Here is a 16,824-nt window from a genome sequence, read left to right as displayed (position 1 = left end):
CGGTCTAGGTTTTATGTGGGCCGTGCAGCGGGCGCTACCAATGGGCCCCGAACGTCTGGCGCAGTTCGTCGATCTGCGCAGCGGACAGCGGCGCCGGCTTGGGTTCGGTCATCAACCAAAGCCGTGCGGTTTCTTCCAGTTCTTCCAGTGCGTACGCCGCGTTGGACACGGAGCCGTGCCACACCACAGGCCCCAGCCGGTCGAGCAGCACGGCGCGCACATCGCACGCCAACTCGGCAATCTGCGCGGCGACATCCGGATGCCCCGGCCGCTGATAGCGGACAAGCGGCACGTGGCCGACCTTCATCACGTAGTACGGCGTGATGGGCGGCAGCACGTCGGCTTCATGCCAGACGCCGGCCAGCGTGAGTGCCACGAGATGCGTCGAATGCGTGTGCACCACGGCATGCGCCTCCGCATTGCGGTCGTAGATGCCGCGATGCAGGGCGAGGGTCTTCGACGGCTTGTCGCCTCCGACCCACTCGCCCGTCGCGAGCACCTTGGCGATACGTGCCGGGTCCAGCGTGCCGAGGCAGGCATCGGTGGGCGTGATGAGCCAGCCGTCAGGCAGCCGCGCGCTGATGTTGCCTGCCGTGCCGACGGTGTAACCGCGGGCATACAGACTCTGTCCGACGCGGGTGATCTCCTCACGTAGCGCCGTTTCGGTAGACGCACTCATACCGCTGCCTCCGCTGTGGCCTGCGCCAGTTGCGCAAGCGCCTTCTCGAAGAAATCCACCGTCCCGAAGTTGCCGGACTTCAATGCCAGCGCAGTCGGATCGTTGCCGATGGTGGCCGTCCAGGGCACGCCTGGGTCGATCTGCGGGCCGATGCGCAGCGCACGCACATCGAGCGCCTGCACCACCGCGCCCGATGTCTCGCCGCCGGCCACCACGAAGCGGCGCACGCCATCGGCATGCAGCGTGCGGGCGATGCGGCCCAGTGCGTCTTCCACCAACTTGCCGGCGCGTTCCACGCCTAGCGTCTGCTGCACGCGTGCCACTTGCTCCGGCGCACTGGTGGCGTATACCAGCACCGTCTGACCTGCATGGCGGTGCACGAAATCGAGCGCCTCGACCACCACCGGCTTGCCTTCGGCCAGCGCCAGCGGATCCACCTGGAACGCCGGACGCGATGCTCGCCAGTGCGCCACCTGCGCGTTCGTCGCACGTGAACAGCTGCCCGACAGCACGATCGCCGAATCGGCCACGGTCGGCAGCTGCGCCGTATTGCCATGCGCGGTGATCAGCCCCGCGCGGCGATATTGCGCCGGCAAGCCCAGCGCCAGGCCCGAGCCGCCCGTCAGCAACGGCAGATCGGCAAACGCCTCGCCCAGCACGATGAGGTCGTCGTTCGAAATGGCATCTGCAATTGCCAGCTTCACGCCGTCGGCGCGCAGTTGCTGGGCCTGATCGCGAGCGGCCTGTGCGCCGCGCATGATGGTGTCGTAACGCAGCAGGCCGACTTTGCCCGCACTCTGGCGAGCCAGCACCGGCACGAGGTTCGGATCGCGCATCGGCGTCAACGGATGGTGTTCCATGCCCGACGCGTTGAGCAGCACGTCGCCCACGAACAGATGGCCACGGAAGATCGTGCGGCCGTTCTCGGGAAAGGCGGGGCAGGCCAATGTGAAATCCGTACCCAGTTCGGCCATCAACGCCTCGGCCACAGGCCCGATGTTGCCGGCGTCGGTGGAATCGAAGGTCGAGCAGTACTTGAAGAAGAAGCGCGAACAGCCTTGCGCGCGCAGCCAGTGCAGTGCAGCCAACGACTGCGCGACGGCATCGGCCGCGGCAATCGTGCGCGACTTGAGCGCAACGACGATGGCGTCGGCATCCGCCGCGATGGCCCCGGCGCCGGCCTGCGGCACACCGATGGTCTGCACCGTGCGCATGTCGGCGCGCACGAGCATGTTGGCAAGGTCGGTCGCACCGGTGAAGTCATCGGCGATGCAACCGAGGACCGGGCGGGACGTGGGCGCTGCGCTCATTTCGGTTGGCCCTCCGGCAACGAGATCCCCGGGAAGATCTTGATCACGGCGGAGTCGTCTTCACGGGCGTAGCCGGCGGTGGACGCCTGCATGAACATCTGGTGCGCGGTGGCCGCCAGTGGCAGCGGGAATTTGCTCGCGCGCGCGGTATCGAGCACGAGCCCCAGATCCTTGACGAAGATGTCGACGGCGGACAGCGGCGTGTAGTCGCCGGCCAGCACGTGGGCCATGCGGTTTTCGAACATCCAGCTGTTGCCGGCGCTATGGGTGATGACTTCGTACAGCGCATCCGCTGCCACGCCTTCGCGCAGGCCCAGGGCCATGGCTTCGGCGGCCGCGGCGATGTGCACGCCGGCCAGCAGCTGGTTGATGATCTTGACCTTGCTGCCCGCGCCCGCCTTGTCGCCCAGGCGATAGACCTTACCGGCCATGGCGTCGAGCACGTCGCCCGCCGCCGCATACGCCTCGGGCGTAGCCGAGGTCATCATGGTCATCTGGCCGGCGGCGGCCTTGGCAGCGCCACCGGAGATGGGGCCATCCACGTACAGAATGCCCTGCTGCGCGAGACGCGCCTCCAGCGCTATCGACCAGTTCGGGTCCACCGTTGAACACATGACGAACGTGCTGCCCCGTCGCATGGCGCCCGCTGCGCCTGCCTCGCCGAACAACACGGCTTCCGTCTGCGCAGCGTTGACCACCACCGAGACCACCACGTCCACACCCGCTGCCACCTCGGCAGGCGTTGCACAGGCCACGCCGCCTTCCTTGGCGAAATCTGCAGCGGCGCCCGGGCGCGCATCGCAGGCATACACCGTGTAGCCGTGATTACGCAGGGTCTTGGCAATGCCCAGACCCATGGCGCCGAGTCCGATCACGCCAACCTTCCGGTCAGCCGCCGATTGCGTCATGAATGGCTCCTGAAATCAGTCTTGCGCTGCATCGCGGCCCTCGGCCAAGCGACGTGCGGCATTGAACATGTGGGTCTGCGCGGCATTGCGTGCAGCGAGTGCGTCGCGGTGGCGAATCGCTTCGACCATCGCGCGGTGCTCGTCGCGGACCTGGCGGGCGAAATCTTCCCGGCGCGCTTCGTTGCTGCGCGTCACGCCGATCGCTTCCTCCAGGTATTGGCTGAAAAAGCCGAGTGCCTGCACGAGGAACGGATTGCCGCTGGCGGCCGCGATGGCGCGGTGAAAACGCAGGTCTTCGGTCACGCCGTCACCGCCGGCCGCCACCGCAGCGTCGATGCTGTCGAGTGCGGCGTCGATCTCGGTCATCTCGGCGTCGGTGCGGCGCTGGGCCGCGAGGGCGGCGCCTTCAGCCTCCAGCGCGCGGCGCAGTTCGATGATGTGCAGCACGGCATCGATCGAGCCGGCTTGCGCCGCGTCGATCCGCAGCGGCTTGAGGCCGGCCTGCTGTGTGACGTACACACCGCTGCCCTGGCGCGCTTCGACCACGCCTTCGTGGCGCAGACGCGAGATGGCCTCGCGGATCACGGTTCGGCTCACACCGAATTCCTGCCCGAGCACGGTTTCGGACGGCATGCGTTCGCCGCGGCGCAGTTCGCCCGCGTCGATCTTGTCCATCAGGGTCTGGGCCACGCGGTCGGACAGGGAGGGCGCGGCGTCGAGTCGTTCAAACATGGTGGCAGGGATGTCTTGGCAAGCGTAAATTCGTCGTGTCATCATACAAGTTGAGTCGTAGCGCTTCATCCCTGTTTACCCTAGGCATCGATCAAAACGCCCGGCGGCTTACGTCAGGCAAGAAGGAGACACCATGAATATCGTCATCACCGGCGGCGCCGGTTTCCTGGGCCAGCGCGTGCTGGCGGCACTGCTTCAGCAACCGGGCCTGCCGGCTGCGGACGGCTCGGTGCAGCCCGTTGAGACCTTCATCGTGCTGGACCAGGTGGCCGGTCAGATTGCCGATGCGCGCGTGCGCTACGTGACCGGCGATGCCTCCGACCCCGCCCTCATCGCGCAGGTGATCGACGAAAATGTGGGCGGCGTGTTCCACCTGGCCGCCGTGGTGAGCGGCACCGCCGAGGCCGACTTCGACCTCGGCATGCGCGTGAACCTGGACGGCACGCGCGCATTGCTCGATGCGCTGCGCGCACAGCACGCCAAGACCGGCCGTGCGCCGCGCGTGCTGTTCGCCAGCTCCGTGGCAGTGTTTGGCGGCCAGTTGCCCGCCGTTGTCACCGACGACACGGCGGCCACGCCGCAGGCCTCGTACGGCGTGCAGAAGCTGATGGGCGAATTCCTGGTCGGCGAGTATTCGCGCAAGGGCTACATCGACGGGCGCGCGGTGCGCATCCCCACGGTGTCGGTGCGCCCGGGCAAACCGAACGGCGCGGCCTCGAGCTTTGCCAGCGGCATCATCCGCGAGCCGCTGTCAGGCGAGCAAGCCATCTGCCCCGTGGAAGCCGAGACTGAGCTGTGGCTCGCCTCCCCGCGCCAGGTCGTGGCCTCGCTGCTGCACGCGTACACGCTGCCTGCGTCGGCGTGGGGCAATCGCCGGTCACTGAATCTGCCGGGCATTACGGTGCGCGTGGGCGAGATGGTGGAAGCGTTGCGCAAGGTGGCGGGCGATGCGCCGGTCTCGCGTATCCGTTGGGAACCGGACGCGCGCATCAAGGCCATCGTGCAAAGCTGGCCGGCGCGCTTCGATACCGCGCGCGCCGATGCGCTGGGCTTTGGCCGCGACACCTCGTTCGAGGCGATGGTGCGCGATTACGTGGACAGCGCGAAGGGCGCCTAACGGCCCTTTCCCAGCTCCACCGCAAACTTCACCAGTTCTGCCTGCCCCTCGATGCCGAGTTTGCGCTTGAGGTTCAGGCGGTGCGATTCCACCGTACGCACGGACAAGCCCAGCTCGTCGGCGATGCGCTTGTTGGCATAGCCCTTGGCGATGCCGTCGAGGATGTCGCGCTCGCGCGGCGTGAGCGCCTCCACAGGCGTGGGCATGACGGCCTGCTCGGCCATGCGCATCGCCAGCTGCGCGCTGTAGAACGGGCGGCCGACCAGCACGGCGTCGATGGCCTCGACCAGTTCGCTGGCGGGCGCGTCCTTGAGCACGTAGCCGCGCGCGCCGGCGCGCATCACCTGCCGTACGTATTCCAGGTTATCGTGCATCGACAGCACCAGCACGGCGATCTCGGGAAATTCCTCGGCGAACTTCTCGGTGAGCGCGATGCCGTTCATGCCGCGCATGCCGATGTCCATCAGTGCCAGATCGGGTGCCAAGGAACGCGCGGCCTGCAGGGCGGCTTCGGCGTCGCCGGCTTCACCCACCACTTCGAAATGCGGCACGGCTTCCAACCGCACGCGCACGCCATCGCGCACGAGCGGGTGATCGTCGACGAGGAGCAGTTTGACGGGCGCGGGTGATCGCATGTTCATACGAGTGGAGAAGAGGGGGCGGAAGCCAGTCGAGCGATGACGTCATGCGGCAGCACGGCGCTCACCTCCGTACCGTGCGAGCCGGAGGCGATGGTACAGCTGCCGCCGAGCGCGGCCATGCGTTCGCGCATATTGCGCAGGCCGATACCGTGTTGCGGGTCCACCTGTACGGATTCCACGTCGAAACCGGGGCCGTTGTCGCGAACGGACAAACGCACGGCATCGAGATCGTTTTCAAGCAGCACGCCGATGCGCGTCGCTTCGGTGGCATGGCGCTCGATGTTGGAGACGGCCTCCTGCGCGATGCGGAACAGTGCGGTGTTGCACGCATCCGGCAATTGCACCGGGGGGCCGACAAGTTCGAGCGCAATCGCAAACCCCGGCTGGCTGTCTTCGTGGGCCTCGCGTGTTTCGCGCACGAGGAGTTCCAACGCTGCCGCCAAGCCCAGGTCATCCAGGAGCGCAGGGCGCAGGTTGTGCGACACGCGCCGCACCTCGCCCAGCGCGCCGTTCAACCGGTCGAGCGCCCGGCGCAGCATGCTGCCCGCCCGTTCGATCGACGTCGGCGATGCCGCTGACGCTTCGAGATGGCCATGCGCGGTTTCCAGCAGCAGCTTGGTGGACACCAGCACCTGGCTGATGCCGTCGTGCAACTCACGCGAGACACGCGCACGTTCGTCTTCCTGAGACTTCACCACCTGCTGCGCGAGCTGGCGCAGCTTGGCATCGGCCTGGCGGTGGTCGCTCACGTTCAGCGCCAAACCGCTGCCGGCCACCAGCAGGATGCTGACCGCGGCAATGCCAACCACCCAGGCCAGTGTCTGGTCGATGTTGGTCTGCGCGCGCCGGTCAATCTCACGCAGGGTCTGCTCGATGTCGTCCAGGTACAGGCCGGTGCCGACCATCCAGCCCCACTGCGGGATCGGTTCGACGTAACCGAGCTTGGGCACGCTCTGGTGCGTGGATGGCTTGTCCCACATGTAGCGTACGAAGCCGCCGCCGGCCTGCGCGGCAGCAACGAGTTTCTGAATGGTCGGCTGTCCGCCGGCATCTGTCAGGTCCCACAAGTCGCGTCCGACAAGTTCGGGCTGGCGCGGGTGCATCAGGTTGCGGCCGCGCAAGTCGTAGAGGAAAAAGTAGCCATCGGTGCCGAAGTCGAGGCGGGCGAGCGTGCGCATCGCTTCGTCGCGCGTGGCTTCATCCCGGGCCGGGTCGCCACTTTGGCCGGACCCAAGCAACGGCGCGATGGCACTCTGCGCAAGCTTGACGTAAGACCGCAGCTCGGTCTCCTTGGCCTGCAGGTACGCCGATTCCACCAACTGTCGTTCGTGCCGCGCCAGCGCAATCGACTGGTGCCGCACGGTCAGCATGATCGCCAGCATGGCGATGGTCAGCGGCGCGACGGCGAGCAGCAGGATCTTCTGGCGGAGCTTCATGGCAAAACGCGGCGTACGTTGCGGCATCGCAAGGTGGCGCCGCGGTCTCGGTCGGGTGTGGGCCCCTGCGTAGAACTACGGACCTGTGCTGCGTAGTCCTCCGCTTGTGGCGCGGGGTAGGGCTGGCAAATACTACACGCCCCTGTCACGGGGCAAGACTTACCGCAGGGATGAACCCACATCCCGCGTTCAGCAAATAGCTTCGACCAAGGTTCGAGGAGATCGACATGAGCTTCGTCAGGCAACACCTGATCTGGCTGGTCGTCGCCATTCTTGGCGCATCTGCCTTTGCTATCGTTGCGCTTGCGCGCGGCGAGGCAGTCAGTGCGCTATGGGTGGTGGTGGCCGCCGTATGCATCTATCTGATCGCGTATCGCTACTACAGCCGCTTCATTGCCGACAAGGTGCTCGGCCTGGACGGCACCCGCAAGACGCCCGCCTGGCGTTACAACGACGGGCTCGACTACGTTCCCACCAACAAGCACGTGCTGTTCGGCCACCACTTTGCGGCCATTGCTGGCGCCGGCCCGCTGGTCGGCCCCGTGCTGGCCGCGCAGATGGGCTATCTGCCCGGCATGCTCTGGATTCTGGCCGGCGTGGTGTTTGCCGGCGCGGTGCAGGATTTCATCGTGCTGTTCATCTCCAGCCGCCGCGACGGCCGCTCGCTGGGCGACCTGGTGAAGAGCGAGATGGGCACGGTGCCCGGCGTGATCGCGCTGTTTGGTGCGTTCCTCATCATGATCATCATCCTCGCCGTGCTGGCGCTGATCGTGGTGAAGGCGCTGGTCGGCTCGCCGTGGGGCACGTTCACGGTGGCCGCCACGATCCCCATCGCGCTGTTCATGGGCGTGTACGTGCGCTATATCCGCCCGGGCCGCATCGGCGAAATCTCGATCATCGGCTTCGTGCTGCTGATGCTCGCCATCATCGGCGGCCAGGCTGTGCACGAGAACGCCGCACTGGCGCCGCTGTTCACGTTCGACGGCAAAGCTCTCACGTGGATGCTGATCGGCTACGGCTTTGTCGCCTCGGTGTTGCCGGTGTGGCTGCTGTTGGCGCCGCGCGACTACCTCTCGACATTCCTGAAGATCGGCACGATCCTCGCGCTGGCGATCGGTATCCTGATCGTCGCGCCCAAGATGCAGATGCCTTCGCTGACGCAGTTTGCGGGCGGCGGCGGCCCGGTGTGGTCGGGCAACATGTTCCCGTTCCTGTTCATCACCATTGCGTGCGGCGCGGTGTCGGGCTTCCACTCGCTCATCGCGTCGGGCACCACGCCCAAGTTGCTGGAGAACGAACGCCAGGCGCGCTTCATCGGCTACGGCGCGATGCTGATGGAATCGTTCGTCGCCATCATGGCGCTGGTGGCCGCTTCGGTCATCGACCCGGGCGTGTATTTTGCGATGAACAGCCCGGCGGCACTGGTGGGCGCGACGCCCGATACGGTGGCGCACACGCTGTCCACCTGGGGCTTCGTCATCTCCCCTGACGTGCTCGTCCAGACCGCCAAGGACGTCGGCGAGAACACCATTCTCGCCCGTGCAGGCGGTGCCCCGACGCTGGCTGTGGGCATGGCGCACATCCTGCACCAGGTGGTGGGCGGTCAGGCCATGATGGCCTTCTGGTACCACTTTGCGATTCTCTTCGAGGCGCTGTTCATCCTCACGGCGGTGGATGCGGGTACGCGCGCGGGGCGCTTCATGCTGCAGGATCTGCTGGGCACGTTTGTGCCGGCACTCAAGCGCACGGATTCGCTCGTCGCCAACCTCATTGCCACGGCCGCGACCGTCGCGCTGTGGGGATACTTCCTGTACCAGGGCGTGGTCGACCCGCTGGGCGGCATCAATACGCTGTGGCCGCTGTTTGGCATCTCCAACCAGATGCTCGCCGCGATTGCGCTGACACTGGGCACCTGCGTGCTGGTCAAGATGAAACGCGACCGCTACGTGTGGGTGACGCTGCTGCCGACCGCCTGGCTGCTGATCTGCACGCTCACCGCCGGCTGGCAGAAGCTGTTCGATCCGGACCCGAAGATCGGCTTCCTGGCGCATGCCAACAAGTACGCCGGCGCGATCGCCGAAGGCAAGCTTCTGGCCCCGGCCAAGTCGATGGCGCAGATGCAGCAGGTGGTGCTGAACGACCGCATCGACGCGTTCCTGTGCGGCCTGTTCATTCTCGTGGTGGTCAGCATCGCCTGGTATGGCGTGCGCACGGTGCTCAAGGCGCGCGCCGCGAGCCGCCCGACCGCCAACGAAACGCCCTACGAAGCGCTGGGCGCATGAGCACGGGCATGCGCGAAGAACTCGAAAACTTCGGCCGCTACCTGGGCCAGACGCTGCGCCTGATGGTGGGCGTGCCGGACTACGACACCTACGTGCGCCACATGCAGGAGACGCACCCCGGCCAGGCCGTCATGACGTACGAAGACTTCTTCCGCGAACGCCAGGACGCGCGCTACGCGGGGCGCGTCGGCCGCTGCTGTTGACGAACGGCTGATCGGGCTCCAAAGCAAAAACCGCCGGTGCATGCAGCCATGCCCGGCGGTTTTTACTGACATGCGCTACAGGGACTGACGTGCCGCCGTGGGCGGATCGCCGTGCTTGGCCCGGTAGGTTTTCTCCACCAGTTCACGCAGCTTGCCGAGCGCCCCCACATCGCCTTGGGCGGCCGCCCTGCCGTACCACTTCTTGGCCTGCTCGATATCCTGCGGCACGACGCCGGGCTCGCCGCGCTCGTAGTAGCTGCCGACGATGTACTGCGATGGCGCATCGCCCCCCTCGGCCGCCTTCTTGTACCAGGTGAATGCGCGCCCGTAGTCGCGTGGCACACCGCGCCCGGTGAAGTAATCGGTGGCCAGCGCGCGCTGCGCCTCGACATGCCCGCCGGCGGCGGCACGCTCGTACCACTTGTTGGCTTCTTCCAGGGAGCGCGGTACCAGCTCGCCGCGTTCGAACAATTCGCCGTAGGCAAACTGCGCGTGGGTCATCCGGTTGTCGGCGGCGCGGCGCAGCCACTTGACCGCTTCATCAGGCCGCGCGACGGTGCCTTCGCCGCGCATCAGCATCATTGCGTAGTTGAATTGCGCGAGCCGGTTGCCGCGCTGCGCCGCCTCGGCAAATTCGTCGAAGGCGTGGCCGAAATCGTTCTTCTCGTAGTGGGCGATGGCGATCTGGGTGAGGGCATCGGCGTCGCCCCGCACATCTTTCGGCGACGTGGCAGCCCATGCAAAAGGCGCCGCCATCCCTATCGCAACCACCAACGCCGCCTGCAGCATGCGCGGACTTCTGCGCCTGGTCTGTCTGCTCATCGCACGCTCCTCACCGGAAGATGAACCAGTGTAGCGCGCTACTGCGCTGCGCGCGGGCGGGCACAAAGCAGCACACGTCAAGCCGATCGATGCCGAAGCAATCAGCCGGCGCGCACCCGGTACACCGCCACGCTGCCGCGCCAGTTGGCGCCCCAACGCACCACGTTGCCTTCGTGCAGCACCACACGGTCGAGAATCACCAGTCCAACCTTGGGCGCCAGCGCTTCAAAGTCGCGGATGGTCAGCACGCGCACGTTGGGCGTGTCGTACCACTCGTATGGCAGCGATTCCGACACAGGCATGCGCCCGCGGAAGATCGACAGCCGATGCGGCCAGTAACCAAAGTTCGGGAAAGACACGATGCACTCGCGGCCCACGCGCAGCATCTCGCGCAGCACCTGCGCGGTGTTGTGGATGGTCTGCAGTGTCTGCGACAGGATCACCGTGTCGAAGCTCTTGTCTTCGAACAGCGCGAGCCCACCCTCAAGGTTCTGCTGGATCACGTGCACGCCTTTTTGGGTGGAGGCCAGCACGCCCGCATCGTCGATCTCGATGCCGTAAGCCAGCACATCCAGCTCATCCTGCAGCACGCTCAGCAGGCTGCCGTCTGCGCAACCGAGGTCGAGCACGGTGGAGCGCGGCTCGATCCAGCGGGCGATGGCGCGGAAGTCGGCCCGGTCCGCCAGGATGTTCGGCACGACGGAGGGTGCCGCAGGGTTCAGCGTTTGCGTTGTCATGCGCCAATCTCCTCGGCGATGCGTTCGTAGTAGGCGCGGACCAGCGCGTGGTAGCGGGCGTCCTCCAGAAGGAAGGCGTCGTGGCCGTGAGGCGCGTCGATCTCGCCGTAAGTGACACGGTGCTTGTTGTCGAGCAGCGCCTTGACCAGCTCGCGGCTGCGCGAAGGGGCGAATCGCCAGTCGGTCATGAAGCTGACGACGAGATAGCTCGCCTTGGTATGCGCGACGGCCTTGGTCAGATTGCCGCCGTAAGCCAGCGCGGGGTCGAAGTAATCCAGCGCGCGCGTGATGAGCAGATACGTGTTCGCATCGAAATATTCGGCAAACTTGTCGCCCTGGTAGCGCAGGTAGCTCTCGACCTGGAACTCCACGTCGAACGAGAAACGGATGTCATCCGCCTTCAGCTCGCGGCCGAATTTCGCCGCCATGTCCTCATCCGACAGATATGTGATGTGGCCGATCATCCGGGCCACGCGCAGGCCGCGCTTCGGCTTGACGTTGTGCGCGTAGTAATCGCCGCCGTGGAAATCGGGGTCGGACAGGATCGCGCTGCGTGCCACCTCGTTGAAGGCGATGTTCTGCGCCGACAGCTTGGGCGTGGACGCCACCACCACGCAATGCCGCAGCCGGTCCGGATACATCAGGCTCCAGGCCAGCGCCTGCATGCCGCCGAGGCTGCCGCCCATCACCGCCGCAAACTGCTGGATGCCGAAACGATCCGCCACGCGGGCCTGCGCGTTCACCCAGTCTTCCACCGTCACCACGGGAAAGCGTGCGCCGTAGGGCAGGCCCGTTTCCGGATGCGGGCTCATGGGGCCGGTCGAACCGAAACACGAGCCCAGGTTGTTCACCCCGATGACGAAGAAGCGGTTGGTGTCGACCGGCTTGCCCGGTCCGACCATGTTGTCCCACCAGCCGACTTCGCCCTCGGCATGCACGCCCGCCACGTGGTGCGAAGCGTTGAGCGCGTGGCAGATGAGCACGGCGTTGGAACGGTCGGCATTGAGCGTGCCGTAGGTCTCGACCATCAGGTCGTAGCCGCTGATCTGCGAGCCGTTGCGCAGTTGCAGCGGCTCGGCAAAGTGCATGCGCTCGGGCACGACCAGACCGATGGCGTTGGCCGGTTTGCCCTGATGTGCCGTCGGAGAAGAGGTATCGGCCTGCGCCGCATCGGGTGCGGTGACCGCGGGGTCAGCCTGGATGTCTGTCATGGCACCAAAGAAAAAACCCGACCGGCAACGCTGTTCACGCAACCAATCGGGTTCTCATGTGGCGCACGGAGGGCGCTTACTTTCACCACCCCGCTCTGACCGAACCTATTTAGCCGCATTTGTAATGAGAGCCCAGCGCCACATCCGTGGATGTCTGAACTCCCGCGCGCCCGCAAGCCAGTCGTCAAATCGGCGCGCCAGAGAAGCGTGATTATAGAGCAAGCGGCGGCGGACGCATCATCGCAGCGTGATGCGCCCGATCCTCGCCCATACGCCGGTCAGAGGCCGGCCATGTTGATGTACTTGATCTCCAGGTACTCGTCGATGCCGTATTTCGACCCTTCACGGCCCAGCCCCGATTGCTTGACGCCGCCAAACGGCGCTTCGGCCGTCGAGATCAGCCCCGTATTGACGCCAACCATGCCCGACTCGAGCGCATCCGAAACGCGCCACGCGCGGCCCAGATCGCGCGTGTAGAAATACGCGGCGAGACCGAACTCGGTGTCGTTGGCAGCGGCCACGGCTTCGTCTTCCGTGTCGAAGGGAATGAGCGCAGCCAGCGGGCCGAACGTTTCTTCATGCGCGACCAGCATGTCGGCCTTTGCGTCGACGACGACGGTCGGCTCGAAGAACGCGCCGCCCTGTGCAGACAACGCATGCGGCTTGCCGCCCACCAGCACGCGGGCGCCTTGGCGTACGGCGTCGTCCAGATGCTGTTGCACCTTGTCCATCGCGCGCATGTGGATCAGCGGCCCCTGCTGCACGCCGGGCTCCGTACCGTTGCCCACGCGCAGCGCACGCACGGCGTCGGCCAGCTTGGCGGCAAACGTGTCGTAGATGCCGCGCTGCACATAGAAGCGGTTCGCACAGACACAGGTCTGACCCGCGTTACGGTACTTGGCGATCATCGCGCCTTCCACCGCTGCATCGACGTCGGCATCGTCGAACACGATGAACGGCGCATTGCCGCCCAGTTCGAGCGAGAGCTTCTTGATGTCGTCGGCGCACTGGCGCATCAGCAAACGACCCACGGCCGTCGAGCCCGTGAAGCTGAGCTTGCGCACGACAGGGTTGGAGGTCAGTTCGCCACCAATCGCTTGCGAATCGCCCGTGACGATGGACAGCAAGCCCGCCGGCACGCCGGCGCGCGCCGCCAACTCGGCAAATGCGAGCGCCGAGTAGGGCGTTTCCAGCGCCGGCTTGACCACCATCGAGCAGCCCGCCGCCAGCGCCGGGCCGACCTTGCGCGTCATCATCGCGATGGGGAAATTCCACGGCGTGATGGCCGCGCTCACGCCGATCGGCTCCTTCTGCACGACGATGCGGCGATCGCCCTGCGGTGACGGAATCGTGTCGCCGTAAATGCGGCGCGCTTCTTCCGCAAACCATTCGATGAACGAGGCGGCGTAGGCGATTTCACCGGCGGCTTCCGGCAGCGGCTTGCCTTGCTCGGCCGTGAGGATGGCCGCAAGGTCCTGCTGGTGCTCCATCATCAGATCGGCCACCTTGCGCAGAATCTTGGCGCGATCACGTGCGCTCACCTTGCGCCAGGCACGTTGCGCAACCTGTGCGGCTTCGATGGCGCGGCGCGTTTCGGCGGCGCCCATGCCGGGCACAGTGCCGATGGTGCGGCCGGTGGCCGGGTCGGTCACGTCACGTGTGGCGCCGTCATCGGCATCGGCCCAGGTGCCGGCGACGAACGCTTGCGTGCGCCACAGGCCAGGGTCTTTCAGCGCGATCGGCGGCGTAACCGGTGCGCTCGGCAAGTCGGTGTGGGTCATGGTGTCAGCCCTCCAGTGCGCGTTGCAGGATGGCAAGGCCCTCTTCGAACACCGCCTCTTCAATCGTGAGCGGGAACAAGAAGCGGATCACGTTGCCGTACACGCCGCAGGACAGCAGGAGCAGGCCGGCTTCGAGCGCCCGTTGCTGCACGAGCTTGGTGAAATCGGCGTCGGGCTTGCCGTCCGGCGTGTTGAATTCGACAGCAACCATCGCGCCCACGCCGCGCACTTCTGCAATGCGCGGCTGCTTGGCCTTGGCAGCGTTCAGCGCATCGACCAGACGTCCGCCGAGTGCGGCAGAGCGCTCGCAGAGCTTCTCGTCGGCAATGATGTCGAGCACCGCATGCGCGGACGCCACCGCCAGCGGGTTGCCGGCGTAGGTGCCGCCAAGACCGCCCGGAGCAGGGGCGTCCATGATCTCTGCGCGGCCTGTGACGGCGGACAGCGGCAGGCCGCCGGCCAGGCCCTTGGCCATCGTCGTGATGTCGGGCAGCACGCCGGTGTGCTCCATGGCAAAAAGCTTGCCGGTGCGGGCAAAGCCGGTTTGCACTTCGTCGGCGATCATCACGATGCCGTGCTCGTCGCACAGCGCGCGGATGGCGCGCACGAAATCGGCGGGCATCTGGTAGAAGCCGCCCTCGCCCTGCACCGGCTCGAAGATGACGGCCGCCACCTGGCGCGGATCGATATCCGCCTTGAACAGACGCTGGATGGCATCCAGCGCATCCTGCGTGCTCACGCCATGCAGCGCGACCGGGGCCGGCACGTGGTAGATGCTGCCCGGGAACGGCCCGAAGCCCGTCTTGTACGGCACCACCTTGCCCGTCAGCGACATGCCCATGAACGTACGGCCGTGGAACGCGCCCGTGAGTGCGATCACACCCGGGCGGCCCGTGTGCGCCCGTGCGATCTTGATGGCGTTTTCGACAGCCTCGGCGCCGGTGGTGAAGAACGCGGTCTTCTTGGCGTGCGTGCCGGGCGTGAGCGTGTTCAGGCGCTCGGCCAACTCGACGTACGAACCGTACGGCACGATCTGGAAAGCGGTGTGCGTGAAGTGATCCAACTGCTCGCGCACGGCCTGCACCAGACGCGGGTGGCGATGGCCCGTATTGACCACGGCAATGCCGGCCGCGAAGTCGATGTAGCGGCGGCCTTCGACGTCCCAGAACACGGCGTTCTCGGCGCGCTCGGCGTAGCGGTCGGTCATCACGCCGACGCCGCGCGGCGTAGCGGCCAGGCGGCGGGCATTCCATTGGGCATTCTGTTGCGGGTCTCGGGCGTTCATGGCGGTCGTGTGCGTTGGGTCAACAAAGAGGCGATGCGGGCCAGTGTGGCCTCATTGGCTCTGTACAATAAGACCCAATCAAGATTTTCTTTTGGAACCACTTTGGCTCCATCGCGCACCATGGCCGACCATTCACCCACGCACCGCGCCAGCATGCTGGTCGACTACCTGCAGCGCCGTTTTGACCGTGCCGAGCCCGGCGGCGAGCCCGACCATCGCCGCCTCTACCGCGTGTTGCAGGAAGGCATCCTGCGCGACGAACTGCAGCCGGGCACCCGCCTGCCGTCATCGCGGCAGCTGGCGACCGAACTGGGTATCGCACGCAACACGGTCATCCACGTTTATGAACAACTCGGTGTGGAAGGCTATGTCTCGGCGGGCGTTGGCAGCGGCACCTTCGTCGCCGATACCGCGCCGGACCGGTTGGACGCGGCGCCTGCACCGGCTGCAGCCGTCGCCACAGCAGCGGCCGCGCCGATCGCCGAGGCAGCCACGCCGTCTGCGCCGATGCTTTCCACGCGCGGCCGTGCGCTGGTGCGCGATGCAGGTGCCAGCTCGCGCCAATGGGGCGCCTTCATGCCGGGCGTGCCCGAAGTGCGCATGTTTCCGGCCCGCATCTGGTCGCGCTTGCACAACCGGCTGCTGCGCAAGCCGTCGCCCGCGTTGCTGACGTATCCCGTAGGCGCGGGCTACCTGCCGTTGCGCACCGCGCTGGCCGATTACCTGCGCACCGCACGCGGCGTGCGCTGCGAGCCCGAGCAGATCATCATCACTGCCGGCATCCATCCGTCACTCCAGCTCATCGCGCAGTTGCTGTGCGACGCAGGCGACAGCGCATGGATTGAAGACCCCGGGTACTGGGGCGTACGCAGCGTCCTCACCGCTGCGGGCGTGCGCACCGTGCCCCTGCCGGTGGACGACGAAGGCATGCGCTTCGACATCCCCACGCGCGGTCGCCAGCGCAGCAAGCCGCCGAGGCTCATGGTGGTCTCGCCCTCGCACCAATATCCGCTCGGTTCGGTGATGAGCCTGGCGCGACGCCGCGCGCTGCTGGCCACCGCACACGCCACCGATGCGTGGATCGTCGAAGACGATTACGACAGCGAATTCCGCTACGGCAGCCGCCCGCTGCCTTCGTTGCAAGGACTGGATGAAGGCGGCCGCGTGCTTTACATGGGCACGTTCTCGAAAGTGCTGTTTCCCAGCTTGCGGATCGGCTATCTGGTCGTGCCGCCGGCGCTGGCCGATGCGTTTGCGACGGGGCTGTCGGAGATGTTCCGCGGCGGCCAGATTCTCACGCAGGCCGTGCTGGCGGACTTCATTGCGGAAGGCCATTTCGTCTCGCACATCCGGCGCATGCGCGGCGTGTATGCCGAGCGGCGCGAAACGCTGCTGGCGTCCATCAACCGCGAGTTTGGCGACGCGCTGCCTGTGCATGACGGCGCGTCGGGCCTGCATCTCGTCCTGGGCTTGCCGGCCGGCACCAACGATGTGGCCGTTGCCGATCTGGCGCTCGCCAATGACGTCGTCACGCGCCCGCTCTCACGGTATTACCAGGACGATGCGCGTCGCCTGCCTGGGCTGCTGCTTGGCTATGGCCATGTGGAGACGGAACAGATTGCGGCGCGCTTTCATACGTTGGCGGAGGCGGTACGCAGCATCGGCTGACCCACGCGGCAC

At 66.4% G+C, this 16,824-nt stretch carries 15 protein-coding genes; 4 read left to right on the top strand and 11 right to left on the bottom strand.

The annotated features are described in order from the left end of the window. Window positions 1-34 precede the first annotated feature (34 nt). Genes otnC through AAHM38_RS22610 form a run of 4 tightly spaced genes read right to left on the bottom strand, consistent with a single transcriptional unit; the run spans window position 35 to window position 3,629 of the window. Window positions 35-679 (bottom strand): 3-oxo-tetronate 4-phosphate decarboxylase, encoded by a 645-nt coding sequence (gene otnC / locus AAHM38_RS22625; RefSeq protein WP_116576871.1) that lies wholly within the window; start codon window positions 677-679, stop codon window positions 35-37. Beyond that, entirely contained in the window at window positions 676-1,989 is a 1,314-nt protein-coding gene (gene otnK, locus AAHM38_RS22620; RefSeq protein ID WP_116576872.1) for a 3-oxo-tetronate kinase, read from the bottom strand. The genes otnC and otnK overlap by 4 nt, the downstream gene beginning before the upstream one ends. Next, a complete protein-coding gene (gene ltnD / locus AAHM38_RS22615; RefSeq protein WP_116576873.1) occupies window positions 1,986-2,897 on the bottom strand; it encodes an L-threonate dehydrogenase in 912 nt (303 codons plus the stop codon). The genes otnK and ltnD overlap by 4 nt, the downstream gene beginning before the upstream one ends. Window positions 2,898-2,912: 15 nt before the next feature. Continuing rightward, window positions 2,913-3,629, bottom strand: coding sequence for a FadR/GntR family transcriptional regulator (locus tag AAHM38_RS22610; RefSeq protein ID WP_116576874.1), 717 nt, complete (start codon window positions 3,627-3,629; stop codon window positions 2,913-2,915). A gap of 133 nt (window positions 3,630-3,762) precedes the next feature. Here AAHM38_RS22610 and denD point away from each other — a divergent pair, with 133 nt between their 5' ends. After that, window positions 3,763-4,746, top strand: coding sequence for a D-erythronate dehydrogenase (denD, locus tag AAHM38_RS22605; RefSeq protein ID WP_116576875.1), 984 nt, complete (start codon window positions 3,763-3,765; stop codon window positions 4,744-4,746). Here the strand turns inward: denD and AAHM38_RS22600 are convergent. Then, window positions 4,743-5,387: a response regulator gene (locus tag AAHM38_RS22600; protein WP_116576876.1), complete on the bottom strand. Its 645-nt coding sequence runs from the start codon at window positions 5,385-5,387 to the stop codon at window positions 4,743-4,745. The genes denD and AAHM38_RS22600 overlap by 4 nt on opposite strands. After that, window positions 5,384-6,823, bottom strand: a complete 1,440-nt coding sequence (locus AAHM38_RS22595; RefSeq protein WP_116576885.1) for a cache domain-containing protein — start codon at window positions 6,821-6,823, stop codon at window positions 5,384-5,386. The genes AAHM38_RS22600 and AAHM38_RS22595 overlap by 4 nt, the downstream gene beginning before the upstream one ends. A gap of 227 nt (window positions 6,824-7,050) precedes the next feature. Here AAHM38_RS22595 and AAHM38_RS22590 point away from each other — a divergent pair, with 227 nt between their 5' ends. Then, entirely contained in the window at window positions 7,051-9,105 is a 2,055-nt protein-coding gene (locus tag AAHM38_RS22590) for a carbon starvation CstA family protein (RefSeq protein ID WP_116576877.1), read from the top strand. 8 nt (window positions 9,106-9,113) lie between these two features. Beyond that, the gene (locus AAHM38_RS22585) at window positions 9,114-9,308 is read left to right on the top strand and encodes a YbdD/YjiX family protein (protein WP_004628224.1); all 195 of its coding nucleotides are present in this window, start codon (window positions 9,114-9,116) and stop codon (window positions 9,306-9,308) included. 75 nt (window positions 9,309-9,383) lie between these two features. Here the strand turns inward: AAHM38_RS22585 and AAHM38_RS22580 are convergent, their stop codons facing one another. The 5 genes from AAHM38_RS22580 to gabT all read right to left on the bottom strand — a co-directional run bounded on the left by AAHM38_RS22580 (window position 9,384) and on the right by gabT (window position 15,144). Then, entirely contained in the window at window positions 9,384-10,097 is a 714-nt protein-coding gene (locus tag AAHM38_RS22580; RefSeq protein ID WP_371316236.1) for a tetratricopeptide repeat protein, read from the bottom strand. Window positions 10,098-10,231: 134 nt separating this feature from the next. Next, on the bottom strand, window positions 10,232-10,867 hold the full coding sequence (metW, locus tag AAHM38_RS22575) for a methionine biosynthesis protein MetW (protein ID WP_065860100.1): 636 nt from the start codon (window positions 10,865-10,867) through the stop codon (window positions 10,232-10,234). Then, the gene (metX, locus tag AAHM38_RS22570) at window positions 10,864-12,078 is read right to left on the bottom strand and encodes a homoserine O-succinyltransferase MetX (protein WP_116576878.1); all 1,215 of its coding nucleotides are present in this window, start codon (window positions 12,076-12,078) and stop codon (window positions 10,864-10,866) included. The genes metW and metX overlap by 4 nt, the downstream gene beginning before the upstream one ends. A gap of 278 nt (window positions 12,079-12,356) precedes the next feature. After that, entirely contained in the window at window positions 12,357-13,859 is a 1,503-nt protein-coding gene (locus AAHM38_RS22565) for an NAD-dependent succinate-semialdehyde dehydrogenase (RefSeq protein WP_116576879.1), read from the bottom strand. 4 nt (window positions 13,860-13,863) lie between these two features. Further along, window positions 13,864-15,144 (bottom strand): 4-aminobutyrate--2-oxoglutarate transaminase, encoded by a 1,281-nt coding sequence (gene gabT / locus AAHM38_RS22560; RefSeq protein WP_037028074.1) that lies wholly within the window; start codon window positions 15,142-15,144, stop codon window positions 13,864-13,866. A gap of 153 nt (window positions 15,145-15,297) precedes the next feature. Between gabT and pdxR the strand changes: the two genes are divergently transcribed. After that, window positions 15,298-16,812 (top strand): MocR-like pyridoxine biosynthesis transcription factor PdxR, encoded by a 1,515-nt coding sequence (gene pdxR, locus AAHM38_RS22555; RefSeq protein ID WP_116576886.1) that lies wholly within the window; start codon window positions 15,298-15,300, stop codon window positions 16,810-16,812. The last annotated feature ends 12 nt before the right edge of the window (window positions 16,813-16,824 follow it).

Origin of the sequence: Ralstonia sp. OTU4908 (assembly GCF_038440115.1) — a bacterium.
Taxonomy (GTDB): domain Bacteria; phylum Pseudomonadota; class Gammaproteobacteria; order Burkholderiales; family Burkholderiaceae; genus Ralstonia; species Ralstonia pickettii.
This window is presented reverse-complemented; position numbering and strand designations above follow the sequence as displayed.